Origin of the sequence: Bradyrhizobium sp. CCBAU 51753, from assembly GCF_015291565.1 — a bacterium.
Classification (GTDB): Bacteria; Pseudomonadota; Alphaproteobacteria; order Rhizobiales; family Xanthobacteraceae; genus Bradyrhizobium; species Bradyrhizobium ivorense.
On the sequence record NZ_CP030037.1, the window covers coordinates 7,382,715 to 7,395,866 of the forward strand.

A 13,152-nucleotide genomic window follows, 5' to 3' on the forward strand; every position below is an offset into this window, starting at 1 on the left:
CGCCGCCCGGATTTCCTTGTCTCCCGCCGGTTTTCTACCGTATAGTCATATCGTACACAAGCGTACTAATTATGAGGAACGCTCATGTCCGTTCGCGAAAATCGACAGGTCCGGCTGACCGCCCGGCCGCGCGGCATCCCGCAGCCGGAACATTTCTCGCTTTTCACGGGGCCGGTGGCTGCCCCCGGCAAGGGCGAGCTCCTGATCCAGAACCGCTATCTGTCGGTTGATCCGGCGCAGCGCGGATGGGCCAATGATGAAGGGAACTACAGCGCCCCGGTGCCGCTCGACACCCCGATGCGCGCGCTCGCGGTTGGCGAGGTCATCGAGAGCAATGTCCCGGACTATCGCACCGGCGAGCACGTCTACGGATGGTTCGGCTGGCAGCGCTATTGCGTTGCGACGCCAGACGCGGTGCTGCGCCGCGTCGTGCCGTCCAGCCTGCCGCTCAGCGCCAATCTCAGCGTGCTCGGCATGAATGGCATCACCGCCTACCTCGCCTTTCACGGCCTCGGCGATCCCAAGCCCGGCGAGCATGTGCTGGTGTCGACCGCGGCAGGCAGCGTCGGGAGCTTTGTCGGCCAGTTGGCACGGATCGCGGGCTGCCGTGCGGTCGGATTGACCGGTTCCGCCGAGAAAGCCGCGTTCGCGAAAGCGCGCTACGGCTACGCGGACATGATCAACTATCGCGAAGTGGTCGATCTCGGCGCCGCGATCCGATCGGCCTGCCCTGACGGCAACGACATCTTCTTCGATAATACCGGCGGCGCGATCGCCGACGCGGCCATTCGCACCATGCGCTTACGCGGACGGGTGATCCAGTGCGGCACGGCCGCGAACGCGTCATGGACCCCCGCGCCCACCGGCCCGCGTCCCGAGCGCGAAATTCTCACCCGCCGCCTGCGCTGGTCGGGCTTCATCATCTTCGATCATCTCGCCGAGTTCGAAGCAGCCGCGGCGCGGCTCGCCGAGTTCGCGTTGGCTGGCAAAATCGTTCACGACGAGGAGGTTCTACCGGGTCTGGAGCACGCTCCCGGCGCGATCGCAAAACTCTACCGCGGCGAGAACCACGGCAAGCTGATCATCGAAGTCGACTGAACGCGGCTGGGCTATGCGCTGGCCTTGCGTTTCATCACCTCCGGCAGCTTCACGCGATGAAAACCCTCGAACGGCACGCTGCGGCTGTGCGGCTCGAGCTTCCAGGTGGTGCGCGCGTTGGGCGTTCCGCCGTCGACACGAAGACACGAGCCGGTGATGTAGGCCGCCGCCGGCGACAGCAGATAGGCAATGGCGGCCGAAATCTCGGCCTCGGTGCCGAACCGCTGCAGCGGCACGCGCTCGGTGAAATCGTGCAGCTTCTTCTGCATCTCCGGTGTGTAGGTATCGAAGCCGCTGGAGACGATGCCGCCGGGGGCCACCGCGTTCACGCGCACGCCCGATGCCGACCATTCGCAGGCGGCCGTCTCGGTGAGGGTCAGCATGCCGCCGCGTGCCGCAGCCGAATGGCCGAATTCGGGCCAGCCGTGCCAGATGTCGGCGATGATGTTCACGATCGCGCCGCCATTGGCCTCCATCCAGCGGTTATAGACCTCGCGCATGAAAATGAAGCCGCCGGTCAGATTGTTGCGCACGACGGCCTCGAAGCCCTTGGTCGAAATCGCCTTCAACGGCGCGCGAAATTGCCCGCCGGCATTGTTGACCAGCCCGTCGATCCGGCCGTAGCGCCCCAGCACGGCATCGACGGCGCCAACCACCATCGTCTCATCGCGGATGTCGCAGGCATGGCTCATCGCCTGCCCGCCATCCTCTTCGATCTCGCGCTGCACCTCGACGAGCTTCTCCATGGTCCGCCCGAGGATCGCGACATTGGCGCCAAGCGCTGCGAGCTCGTGCGCGGTGCAGCGCCCGATGCCGCTGCCGGCGCCGGTCACGATGATGGTCTGGTCCTTGAACAGATCCGGCCTGAACACGGATTGATACGGCATCCCTGGCTCCCTGAAGCTCCTCAACGCCGGTTATTGCCCCCTGCCTTTTGAACACAGGAGGCTTCGGCGAGCATTGCGCCCGATGATAGTACACTTTATTACTATATCCAAGGACAATGAACGATGGGAGCGAGACGTGGCGCAAACCAACACCATCACGACCGAAACGAAGGGCGCGATCGACATCCTGACATTGAACCGTCCGGCCGAGCTCAACGCCGTTTCGCCTGACATGATAACGGAACTCACCGCCTATTTCTCTGCCCTGCACGACCGGCCAACGACGCGCGTCGTGATCCTGCGCGGTAACGGGCCTCAGTTCTCCGCGGGCGCCGAACTCGGCTCGGATGCATTCGCCGCGCCCGGCAAAGGTCGGCCGCAGCGCCAGCTCAAGATGCAGCAGAACTATTCCGGCGTGATCCGCTTGATGCGATCCTGCCCGCAGCCGATCATTGGCCTCGCCCACGGCGCAGCCTGCGGCGCCGGCTTCTCCTTCCTGCTCGCCTGCGACGTCCGCTTTGCCGCACCCGATGCAAGTATGAACGCCGCCTATATCAAGATCGGCGTCGGCGGCTGCGACATGGGCTCGGGCTATCTGCTGCCGCGCCTGGTCGGGTTGTCGGTAGCCTCGGAATTCCTGCTCACGGGGCGCTTCATCAAGGCCGAGCGTGCCAAGTCGATCGGCCTGGTCAGCGACATTGTGCCGGCGGAAGAGCTCCTCGCAAAAGGCATGGCGTTCGCCGAAGACATGCTGCGCGTTTCGCCGATGGGCCTGCGCATGACCAAGCAGGCTCTCAACACGTTGATCGATGCGCCGAGCCTCGATGCGGCGCTGATGATGGAGGACCGCCAGCAGGTCATCCTGCTGGAGACGCATGACCACGCGGAAGCCGTCGCCGCGTTTCGCGAACGACGGTCTCCGACCTATCACGATCAGTAAGCTATTTCGCGTCGGAGAACCCGACGGCGATCTCGCGCAGCTTGAATTTCTGGATCTTGCCACTCGCCGTGCGGGGAAGCTCGGTGACGAGCTCCACGCGTTCCGGCCAGAACTGCTTCGCCATCTTCGCCTCGCCAAGATAGGCCTGCACTGCCGCCAGATCGATCGTGCTTCCGCTGCGGGGAACGATGAACGCGCAGCCGCGCTCGCCGAGCCGGGCATCGGGAAATCCGACCACCGCCACGCCGGAAACGGCAGGATGCTTGTAGAGCAGGTTCTCGATCTCGACGACGGGCACGTTCTCGCCGCCGCGGATCAGGATGTCCTTCACCCGGCCGGAGATCCGGACGTAGCCATCGCCATCCATGTAGGCGAGATCGCCGGAATCGAACCAGCCCTCGCTGTCGAAGGTCTGCAGTTCCGGCCGCTTGTAGTAGCCCTTGAACATCTGGGCGCCGCGCACCAGCAACCGGCCCGACTCTCCGGCCGGCAAGGGCCTGCCGTCGCCGTCAACGATCCTGACCTCCATGCCTTCGAGCGCGCGGCCATCCGTGCTCGCCGATTTCTCGGCCGCACGCGCCGGCTCGGTGAGTGTGCCCGACAGCACTTCCGTCATCCCCCACAGCGAGCAGACGGTCAGACCGAGCTCGCCGGCGGCGCGCTCGATCAGGACCGACGGGATCGGCGCGCCGCCGCACAGGAAGGAACGCAGGCTCTTCGGCTGCGGCGCACCGGCCTTGACCGCGTCGCAGATGTCGCTGAGGAACGGAGTCGAGGCCGCGGTGTAGGACACCCCCTCCCGCGCCATCAAATTGACGCCGCGCCTGGCCTCCCAGACGTCCTGAAGGATCATCGTGCCGCCGAGATAGACCGAGAGCAGAACGATGGCGGCATAGCCCGTCATGTGACCGACCGGAGACGCCACCAGCAGCACATCGTTGGCATCCAATCCGAACCGGCCCGACAACGCCTTGCAGCAGGCAATCAGTGAATTCGAAGTGTGCATGACACCCTTCGGCTCGCCCGTGGTGCCCGATGTGAACATCAGCACGGCCATGTCATCCGGATGCAAACCAGACGGCAGCCTAGGCGCCTCGGACGACAGCAGCATGCGCTCGAAGCCGGTCTCGCCGTCACCATCGGCGACGATCACGTGCCTGAGATGCGGCAGTTCGGCGCGCATGCCGTGCGCCATCGCGGCATAATCGAATCCACGATAGCTCTTCGGCACGATGAAGACCTTCGCCTCGCAGAAATTCAAGATGTAGAGCAGCTCGCGCTCGCGCAGGATCGGCATCACGGGATTCATCACTGCGCCGATCTTGCTGCAGGCAAAGGCCGTGACCACGAACTCCCACCAGTTGGGCAACTGCACCGTGACGACGTCGCCGCGCCCGACGCCGAGCCGCAACAGCGAGCTCGCGGCGCGATCGGCAAGATCGTTCAATTCCCTGTAGGTGAAACGCGGCGCCTGGTCGCGATCGGCCCGGTCCGCGACGATGGCGACCTTGTCTGGCATTTTCGCGACAGCCTCCGTCAGGAACTGGTCGACGGTCTTGTCGAGCCAATAGCCGGCTTCGCGAAAGCTCGCGTCGAACGTGTCTCGTATGGCGGCGGCCACGGTCATTTCTCCCTCCTGCGGTGTCGTGTCTACTCCGGCTTCGCCGCCGGTTATTGGTTCATGTGTGTACGTTATTGCAGAGTATGATTGGCTGCCAATGCAAAAGATCGTCGCTTGCGGCAGCGTCGCGGGTCATTTCCCCGAGAACATCGGCTTGCGTTTCTCGACGAAGGCGCGGACGCCCTCCTGCGCATCCGCCGTTCGCGAGATCGCGGCCAGCGTCTGCGCCTCCTCCTCGAGCTGACTTTCGAAGGAGCGGTCATTGGTCTGGGAGAACAGCCGCTTGATCGCGCCGAACGCCTCGGTCGGCCCGGCGGCGAGCTCCGTTGCGATCCGCGCAGCCTCGGCCCGCACCGCGCCGTCCGGAACGACGAAGTCGACAAGGCCAAGCGACAGCGCGGTCGCGGCATCGAGCGTCTCGCCGAGCAGGAAGAACCGTCTCGCGCGCGCAACACCAATCCGTCGGGTCACCGTGGTCGTCGATCCGCTGTCCGGACTGAAGCCGATCTTGGAGAATGCCGCGGAGATTTTCGCCGATTCCGCCATCACGATGAGATCGGCCGCGGCCATCAGCGACACGCTTCCGCCCGCGACATTGCCGTGGACAGCAGCGACGACCGGCGCGCGCATGCGCACCATCCGGGCGATCGCGACATGAATGTCGGCGGTCCAGGCCTTGATCGTTCCCGGCAGGGCGTCGCCCTGCTTGGCCAGCGACATCAGGTCGCCACCGACGCTGAACAGCCGTCCGCGCGCCGAGAGCAGCACCGCGCGAACGTCCGCGCGCTCGCTCAGCTCGGCGATGCCAAGCGCGAACTCGCGACAGAAATCGCCGTCGATCGGATTGCCGCGGGTGGGCTGATCCAGCACAATATGCGCCAGACCACCCTCGATGGTGCATTGGAAACTCTTGGTCGCAATCCCCAGTCCCATCGGCTCTCCCTTCTAAGGCGTTTGCGGAACGTCGGTTGGCCGACGCTCAGATCGATCGCGCCTGCTTCTCTTTCTGCACTGATGCCTGGATGGCCTCGCGCGCCCGCTGCCAGTCGGCGGGTGAGAGCTTGGAAAGCCCGGCAAGGGTGCTCGGCGCCGCCAGATGGTGACCGCCATCGATGCTGATCGTGTCGCCGGTGATGTAGCTGCAGCCGTCCGACATCAGGAAGATCAGGAGATTGCGCAGCTCGTCCATCTTGCCGAAGCGCCGCAACGGCACCTCGTCGGCCTGGGTCGCGCCGACGCCGGTCTCGGCCAGCGGATTGAGCTTGTCCCAGGCGCCTTCGGTCGGGAACGGCCCCGGTGCGATGGCATTGACGCGGATGTTCTTCGGGCCCCATTCGACTGCGAGCGACATGGTCATGGCGTGCACGGCCGCCTTCGCCATCGCCGCCGGCACCACATAGGCCGATCCGGTCCACACCCAGGTGACGAGATTGCTGATGATGACGCCCGGCAGGCCGGCGGCGATCCAGCGCTTGCCGCAGGCGAGCGAGGCGTAGAACGAGCCGTCCATCACCGTCGAGCGAACCGCCTCATAGCCGCGCGGCGACAGGCTTTCGGTCGGCGCCAGAAAATTCGCGCCGGCGTTGTTGACGAGACCGGTGAGCGGCCCCTCCGCCCAGATGCTCTCCATCATCGCTTCGATGCTGTCGGGGTCGCGTACATTGGCGAGCAGCGCGGACGCCTGTCCTTTTGACCGCGCGCGGATATCCTGCGCAGCCTGCTCGAGCACCTCCTTGCGTCGCCCGCAGATATAGACGTGGGCGCCATGGCCGGCGAAGCCGACCGCCATCTCCTTGCCGAGCCCGGTCCCGCCGCCGGTAATCAGGATGCGCTTTCCCTTGAGCACCGCAGCGTCGAACATGGGGTGGCTCCTTCCCTGTGGCTGATCCTCTGCGGCAGCTTCGCCTGGCCGCCATCGGCGATATTAATACACTAGCGTACTTCTTTTGTAAATCCGCCGCTGGCACCTGATTCGAAGCTTTTCTGCCCATTCCCACGGCCTTCCCTTTAAAATACGCTGGTGTATGGTATTAGTGAACCGGCGGCCCGACTCGGCCTGGAAGGGAAATATCAATGGTTGAACAGCCCGATTGGGATCTCCGGCTCGGATATCTCATCCACGACGTGTCGCGGCTCAGGAGGATGATGTTCGACCGCGCGCTAGCGCCGCTCGGCATCACCCGCTCGCAATGGTGGGTGCTGGCCTTCATCTCGCGCAAGGACGGCCTGCCCCAGACCCAGCTCGCCAACGAGCTCGATGTCGGCAAGGTCGCCGTCGGCGCCCTGATTGACCGGCTCGAGGCGTCCGGCTTCGTGCTCCGCCAGGCCGATCCGGTCGATCGGCGCGTCAAGCGCGTCTATGTTACCAAGCAGGCGCGCGGTTTCCTTGAGAAGCTGCGGAAGGAAACCGACAAGTTCAACGCCAAAATCGTCAACGGCATCGACCGCAAGCAGCTCGAGGCGGCATCCGAGGCGCTGCTTGCCATGAAGCACAATCTCATCGCCATGTCCGACGGTGAGACCCCCAGTGGCGCGAACGACGAAGAGGAAGAGGCCCAGCCTGCCAAGACCCGGAAGAAGAAGCGGGCGGCGGCTTAGGGCCTATCCGCCCGCCCCGAGTGCACTCCGGGAGGAGTTTCGCAGATCGTTATGAAGCGATGTCGCGTCCCCAGATGTCGGCGTTTGGACGTGCTCTGCGCACCATCTCCAGGACCCGGGGGCCGAGTTCGTTCGGATCCTCGACGGGATCGATGCCTGGGCCGGCATGCCAGCCTTCGGCAACCTTCAGGATTCCGTCCCCCGCTTCGAACACGCGACCGGTTACTTCGGCGGACTGTTCGCTCGCGAGCCAGATCACGATCGGGGCGACCCAGCGCGGATTCCGCCGCTTGATCTCCTCCTCGGTCCGCTCGCGCAATCCCTCGGTCATCCGGGTCTGCGCGCGGGGGGCGATCGCGTTCACCGTGATGCCGTACTGCCGAAGCTCCATCGCGCTGATGATCGTGAACGCGGCGATGCCCGCCTTGGCGGCTCCGTAGTTGCTTTGGCCAACATTGCCGAATATCCCGGAGGCCGACGAGGTGTTGATCAGGCGGGCGCTCACCGGCTTGCCCTGCGTCTTGGATTGCTGGCGCCAGTACTGCGCGGCATGATGCGACGGCGCGAAGGTGCCTTTCAGATGCACCTTGATCACGGCGTCCCACTCCGCCTCGCTCATATTGACCATCATGCGGTCGCGCAGGATGCCGGCGTTGTTGATGAGCACGTCGAGCCGGCCGAAGCTGTTGACCGCGGCGTCGATCAGCGCCTTGGCGCCCGCCCAGTCGCTGACGTCGTTGCCGTTGACGATGGCCTCGCCGCCGGCGCGCCTGATGTCATCGACGACCTGCCGGGCGGGCGAAAGATCGGCGCCCTCACCCGCCGCGGTGCTGCCGAGATCGTTGACGACGACCTTGGCGCCCTGCTCCGCCAGCATCAGCGCATATTCCCGCCCGAGTCCCCGGCCGCCGCCCGTCACGATCGCGACCCGTCCGGCACATAGTCGTCCCATTCGTCGTCTCCCTCTTTCAGTTCTTCGCAGCGCCGCTCATGACGTCACCGAACAGGTGCCAGGTCGCGCCCTCGAAGCGCATTAGTGGAGCTAGCCTGCTTCTATTTCGTACACTACTGTATTATATGACATGACATCATTGCAACTGCCTTTGCAGCGGCGCGATGCTCAGTCGCGCCGGCAGGTATGGGAGGACGCCTTGAATCTTGAAGCCGTCAGAAATCTTCGCTTCGAGCCTGTCACGCAGAATTACACCCGCCGCGATACGATGCTTTATGCGCTGGGCCTCGGTTATGGGTCCGATCCCCTGGATCCGGCGCAGCTCGACTTCGTTTACGAAGCAAATCTCCGTGCCGTGCCGTCGATCTGTTGCGTGCTTGCCCATCCGGGCTTCTGGGCGAAACGGCCCGAGCTCGGCATCGACTGGCTCAGGCTGCTGCACGGCGAGCAGAGCTTTGAAATCCACCATCCGATCCCGCCCGAAGGCACCTTGAGAGCCAGCTATCAGATCGCGGCTGTGGCGGATAAGGGCGCCGGCAAGGGCGCGATCCTTCACCTCGTCAAGACGCTCGCCGACGCGAGCACCGGCGCAAGGTTGGCGACGGTGCGCAGCGTGCTCTTCCTGCGCGGCGACGGCGGCTGTGGCGGGTTCGGCGATGTTCCTGCCGAGCCGACGGCGATTTCCGAACGGCCCCCTACGCTGACCAGGGATATCGCGACGCTGCCGCAGAGCGCGCTGATCTATCGGCTGAGCGGTGACTACAATCCGATCCACGCCGATCCCGATGCCGCGGCCAAGGCCGGCTTCGAGCGGCCGATCCTGCATGGTCTGTGCACGCTCGGCGTGGCAACGCGCGCCGTTCTCGGCACGTTCGCCGATGGCGCAGCCAGACGTCTTGTCTCGCTGTCGGCGCGCTTCAGCCGTCCGGTGTTCCCGGGTGAGACGATCAGGACGGAATTTTTCGCTGACGACGGCCAGGTCCGTTTCCGCTCACGGGTGATCGAACGCGACGTCGTCGTGCTCGATCGGGGAACGGCCGTGTTGCGAGATTGAGCTACTTTTTCTCAATCTTGGCGATCGCGACGATCTCTGCCCAGCGCCGCGTGTCAGCCTCCTCGAAAGCCTGTAGCGCATCGGGCCCCGCTGGGAACGGCTTGGCGCCCACGGACTGCAGATAGCCCGCGGTCTCCTTGTTGTTGACGAAGGCCAGCACGGTCTGGCTGAGCTTAGCTATGATGTCGGAAGGCGTTCCGGTTCGGACGAACACGCCGACCCAGGCCGCCAGCTCAGCGCCGGACAAGCCCGCTTGCGCCAGGGTCGGGATGTCGGGCATCCCTGCCAGCCGCTCGCTGCTCGTCACGGCAAGGATGCGCAACCGGCCGTCCTGGATCAGCCCCTGCGCGCTGGCCGGATCGGCGAACACGCAATCGATCTCGCCCGCCAGCACGTCGGTCAGCGCTTGCGGCATCCCACGGTACGGCACATGCTGCATCTCGATCCCGGCCCGGGCGCGAAACAATTCCGCAGCACCCCGGCTCGACGTGTTGCCGCTTCCGAATGACAGCGGCTTCTGCCGCGACTTCGCCAGCGCGATGAATTCGGCAACGGTCTTGGCCGGAAACTCCGGCTTGACGACCAGCATCATCGGAATGGTCATGATCCCTGCCACAGGCGCAAAGTCGGTCGCGGGGTTGTAGGGCATCGTGTTGAACAGGCTGACATTGGCTGACTGCGTCGAGTTCGTGGTCACGAACACCGTGTAGCCGTCGGCATCCGCCTTCAGAACGGCGAGTGCCGCCAGATTGCCGTCGGCACCCGGCTTGTTCTCGACCAGCACGGTCGCCCCGGTCTCGGTGCGAATGCTCTCCGCAAGACGCCGCGTCACGGCATCGGTGGCGCTGCCCGCAGGGAACGGCACGATCAGATTGATGCGCCGCGATGGATAGACTTCCGCCGACGCGGATGTGCCGATCAAAACGGCGATCAGCCACATCACGATCGCAACACGAAGCCGCATGAATTCTCCTTCAGCCTGAAGCGCTTGACGTTTCCATGCGCGGCTCAGCCTCGAGCCGCAGTCCCGCTTTGTTCCAATCGTACTCTATCTTACGATTGATAAGAACGTCTGTTTACAGGACAGCTGTCCGGTTTGTTGCCGTACCATGCCGAAGCTGACCTTGCTGCCCCACACGACGGGCTATCCGCACGGCTCCGATTCGCCGCTGGTGCGGCTCAGTTCGACGCGATCGAGCTTCGCGAAGAGCCCGTCGTCGAGCCGAATGTCGGCCGCAAAATGCATGGGATCGGCATGGCCGCAGATCACGTCCGGAAAATGCCAGCTCGCGGTGCCCAACACCGTCTCTCCGGCAAGCACCGCGAGCTTCAATGGATGCCGGGCGCCTACGCCTCGCGCGCTCTGATAGCCGTCAGCAATGCAGTAGAGTTCGAGCCGCATTGTGTTCTCGGTCACCCGCTGCACCGATAGCTCGATGTCGCAGAAGCCGAAGGCGGGATCGTCCGTCGAACCATCGGCATAGAAGTAGAACGCGCCGATCTTGCCGTGCGCGCATGGACCAAGCTTGGTGTCTTTCGGCACCTGCGGATCCGGCCGTGCCGGCGTGCGCGGCGGCAAGGGACCAAGTGAGCAGAACTGCCGATAGGAATAACAGCGGGCCAAATTCTCCTCCCTACCCGAGCGCGAGCAGCCGCGCGGCATTGGCCGACAGTGCTGCACGCCCAATCGACAAGGCGTTCTCGGCAAACTGCGCGGGCTTGTCCTGCTTGATCGTGAACGGATAGTCGGAGCCCGCGACGAGGCGATCCGTCCCGACCTTGTCGGCCAAATAGCGCAACGCTGGCCCATCGTAGAGGATCGTGTCGTAGTAAAAGGATCGCACGGCATCTGTCGGGTCTCTCGGAAACAGGCTCCGCAGCGGCGGCCCCCTGCCATAGGCGTGACATAGCCGTGGCAGCAGCCAGGACAACGCACCGCCGCCATGGCTGAGCAGGACCCGCAATTTTGGAAACCGCTCCAGCACTCCGCTCGTCATCAGCGACATCGCGGCAAACGCCGTCTCCAGCGGGAATGCCGCCACTGCCGCAAGCTCCGGACGGCCGCCCATCCGCTCCAGCCCGAGCGGGTGCAACGGATGGATCATCACCATCAAACCTGCCTGCTCCGCCGCGGCATAGACCTCGTTGAGGCGCGCATCGCCGAGCGGCATGCCGTTGATATGCGTGCCGATCTCGATGCCGCGCAGACCGAGCGACTTGATTTCTTCCATGCGCCGCGCCGCGAGCGCGACATCCTGCATCGGAACCATGCCGATCCCGATGAAATGCCGCGGATGTTCTGCGCAAAGGGCAGCGATTCCCGCATTGACATGACGACACAGTGCGTCCGCGTCGCCGGATGGAAACCAATGTGACAGCAATTCCGGCATCGGCGAGACGACCTGCACATCGACGTCGTCGGCCGCCATATCATCGAGCCGGCGATGGGCGTCCCAGCTTCGGTGGTCGATCACGCGAAACACCTTGCCGCCGACCACGACGGCCGCCGATGCATCCCGGAGCTCGACCGAAGGCCAAAGCGGGTTGCGACCTGGTTCCGCCGAAATGTGCTGCGGAACGAAATGGGTATGGGTGTCGATCGCTTCGACCACGTCGTCTCCTCGGCGGATTTTTTGCGCCGCACTCGGCGCCGACAAGCTCCCGCAAGGGGAGCTTGTCTACTTACAAGCAGGTTGGACTGTTTTTATTTTCTATGCAATCCATTATTCGTATGCTAGTGCACTATCTAACCAACCTTGCGATCAGGGGACGAAACGAGCGTGGCGCGAACGATCAACGACATCGTGATCGCGGGAGCCGGTCAGGCCGGAGCGCGCGCCGCCGAAGCGCTGCGGGCGCGCGGCTTCAAGGGTTCGATCACGATGATCGGCGACGAGCAGCACCCTCCTTACGAGCGGCCGCAGCTGTCCAAGGCCATGCTACAGTCCGCTGACGTGCCTGTCGCCTACATCAAGCGGACCGGAGACTGGAACGAGGGGCTGGATATCCGAATCCAGACCGGCTCTGCTGCGATCGATGGCGATGCCGATCGCCGCATCGTGTCCACAGCGGACGGCCGCCGCTTTCCGTTTGACGCCCTTCTGCTTGCGACCGGCACGCGGCCGCGACGGCTGCCCGCGCTCGACGACACGCAACTCGAGGTTCAGTATCTGCGCAACGTCGAGGACGCGCTCCGTTTCCGCCGCCATATCCAGGCGCGATCGCGCATCGTGATCGTCGGCGGCGGCGTCATCGGCCTGGAGGCGGCTTGCGCAGCCGCCAAGGGCGGCTGCCATGTCACGGTAATCGAGAATGAAGCGCGGCTGCTGGCGCGCGCATTCCCCATCGTGATCAGCGACCTCGTTGCCGACAGGCACCGCAATCACGGCGTCACGTTCGTCTTCGGCGCGACGGTGACGGGAAGCTCCTCGCACTCCGTGACGCTCAGCAATGGCGCGGAGATCGCAGCCGATCTGGTGCTGATCGGTATCGGCGTCTGCCCTTCAAGCGACCTCGCCGGCCGGCTCGGTCTGCCCGCCGCCGACGGCATCGCGGTGGACGCCTGCGGCCGCACCGCGGCTCCCGGCATCTTCTGCGCCGGCGATGCCGCCTTGCAATGGAGCCGCTGCCACGGCCGTGCGATCCGTGTCGAGACCTGGGCGAATGCCCTGAACCAGGCGATCGCGGTCGCCGCCAACATGATCGGCGAGACGCGGGACTACAGCGACCCGCCGTGGTTCTGGACCGATCAATACGACCTGAACATCCAGGTCGCCGGCGACATGCGCGACGCCGAACACATTGCGCGCGGCGATCCGGACAGCGGCCGGTTTTCGATCATTGCCATGCGCGGCACTGAGCTTGTCGGCGCGCTCTCCGTGAATGCCGCCAAGGACATGGCCATGCTGCGGCGGATCATTGCGGCCAATGCAAAGCCACAGCGCGCTGATCTGGAATCACCGGATTACGACTTGCGCACCGCGTTGAGGGCACCATGACCAA

13 protein-coding genes are annotated in these 13,152 nt (G+C 64.6%); 5 read left to right on the forward strand and 8 right to left on the reverse strand.

Annotation, left to right across the window (positions count from 1 at the left end; translation table 11 throughout):
* Positions 1–84: 84 nt before the first annotated feature.
* Entirely contained in the window at positions 85–1,098 is a 1,014-nt protein-coding gene (locus XH93_RS33705; RefSeq protein WP_194470779.1) for an NADP-dependent oxidoreductase, read from the forward strand.
* 11 nt (positions 1,099–1,109) lie between these two features.
* Here the strand turns inward: XH93_RS33705 and XH93_RS33710 are convergent, their stop codons facing one another.
* Entirely contained in the window at positions 1,110–1,985 is an 876-nt protein-coding gene (locus XH93_RS33710; protein ID WP_194470780.1) for an SDR family oxidoreductase, read from the reverse strand.
* Positions 1,986–2,067: 82 nt separating this feature from the next.
* Between XH93_RS33710 and XH93_RS33715 the strand changes: the two genes are divergently transcribed.
* Complete coding sequence (locus XH93_RS33715; RefSeq protein ID WP_194470781.1) at positions 2,068–2,925, forward strand: enoyl-CoA hydratase/isomerase family protein; 858 nt, start codon at positions 2,068–2,070, stop codon at positions 2,923–2,925.
* A 1-nt stretch (position 2,926) separates the two neighbouring features.
* Here XH93_RS33715 and XH93_RS33720 read toward each other — a convergent pair whose 3' ends face one another.
* The 3 genes from XH93_RS33720 to XH93_RS33730 form a co-directional block, all read right to left on the reverse strand.
* Positions 2,927–4,552: an AMP-binding protein gene (locus XH93_RS33720; RefSeq protein ID WP_194470782.1), complete on the reverse strand. Its 1,626-nt coding sequence runs from the start codon at positions 4,550–4,552 to the stop codon at positions 2,927–2,929.
* A 126-nt stretch (positions 4,553–4,678) separates the two neighbouring features.
* Entirely contained in the window at positions 4,679–5,479 is an 801-nt protein-coding gene (locus XH93_RS33725; protein ID WP_194470783.1) for an enoyl-CoA hydratase/isomerase family protein, read from the reverse strand.
* Between the two features lie 46 nt (positions 5,480–5,525).
* A complete protein-coding gene (locus tag XH93_RS33730) occupies positions 5,526–6,407 on the reverse strand; it encodes an SDR family oxidoreductase (RefSeq protein WP_194470784.1) in 882 nt (293 codons plus the stop codon).
* Positions 6,408–6,619: 212 nt separating this feature from the next.
* On the opposite strand from XH93_RS33730, the gene XH93_RS33735 reads away from it, so the two are divergent.
* Positions 6,620–7,144: a MarR family winged helix-turn-helix transcriptional regulator gene (locus XH93_RS33735; RefSeq protein WP_139485236.1), complete on the forward strand. Its 525-nt coding sequence runs from the start codon at positions 6,620–6,622 to the stop codon at positions 7,142–7,144.
* Positions 7,145–7,193: 49 nt separating this feature from the next.
* Here the strand turns inward: XH93_RS33735 and XH93_RS33740 are convergent, their stop codons facing one another.
* Positions 7,194–8,096 (reverse strand): SDR family oxidoreductase, encoded by a 903-nt coding sequence (locus tag XH93_RS33740; protein ID WP_194470785.1) that lies wholly within the window; start codon positions 8,094–8,096, stop codon positions 7,194–7,196.
* Positions 8,097–8,235: 139 nt separating this feature from the next.
* Here XH93_RS33740 and XH93_RS33745 point away from each other — a divergent pair, with 139 nt between their 5' ends.
* Positions 8,236–9,150 (forward strand): MaoC/PaaZ C-terminal domain-containing protein, encoded by a 915-nt coding sequence (locus XH93_RS33745; RefSeq protein WP_246799366.1) that lies wholly within the window; start codon positions 8,236–8,238, stop codon positions 9,148–9,150.
* 1 nt (position 9,151) lies between these two features.
* Here XH93_RS33745 and XH93_RS33750 read toward each other — a convergent pair whose 3' ends face one another.
* The 3 genes from XH93_RS33750 to XH93_RS33760 all read right to left on the reverse strand — a co-directional run bounded on the left by XH93_RS33750 (position 9,152) and on the right by XH93_RS33760 (position 11,762).
* Positions 9,152–10,114 (reverse strand): tripartite tricarboxylate transporter substrate binding protein, encoded by a 963-nt coding sequence (locus XH93_RS33750; RefSeq protein ID WP_194470787.1) that lies wholly within the window; start codon positions 10,112–10,114, stop codon positions 9,152–9,154.
* Between the two features lie 180 nt (positions 10,115–10,294).
* Positions 10,295–10,729: a hypothetical protein gene (locus XH93_RS33755; RefSeq protein WP_210340416.1), complete on the reverse strand. Its 435-nt coding sequence runs from the start codon at positions 10,727–10,729 to the stop codon at positions 10,295–10,297.
* A gap of 55 nt (positions 10,730–10,784) precedes the next feature.
* Positions 10,785–11,762 carry an amidohydrolase family protein gene (locus XH93_RS33760; RefSeq protein ID WP_194470789.1) on the reverse strand — a complete coding sequence of 326 codons (978 nt, stop codon included), beginning with the start codon at positions 11,760–11,762 and terminating at the stop codon, positions 10,785–10,787.
* A 168-nt stretch (positions 11,763–11,930) separates the two neighbouring features.
* On the opposite strand from XH93_RS33760, the gene XH93_RS33765 reads away from it, so the two are divergent.
* Positions 11,931–13,148: an NAD(P)/FAD-dependent oxidoreductase gene (locus tag XH93_RS33765; RefSeq protein WP_194470790.1), complete on the forward strand. Its 1,218-nt coding sequence runs from the start codon at positions 11,931–11,933 to the stop codon at positions 13,146–13,148.
* Positions 13,149–13,152: the final 4 nt, after the last annotated feature.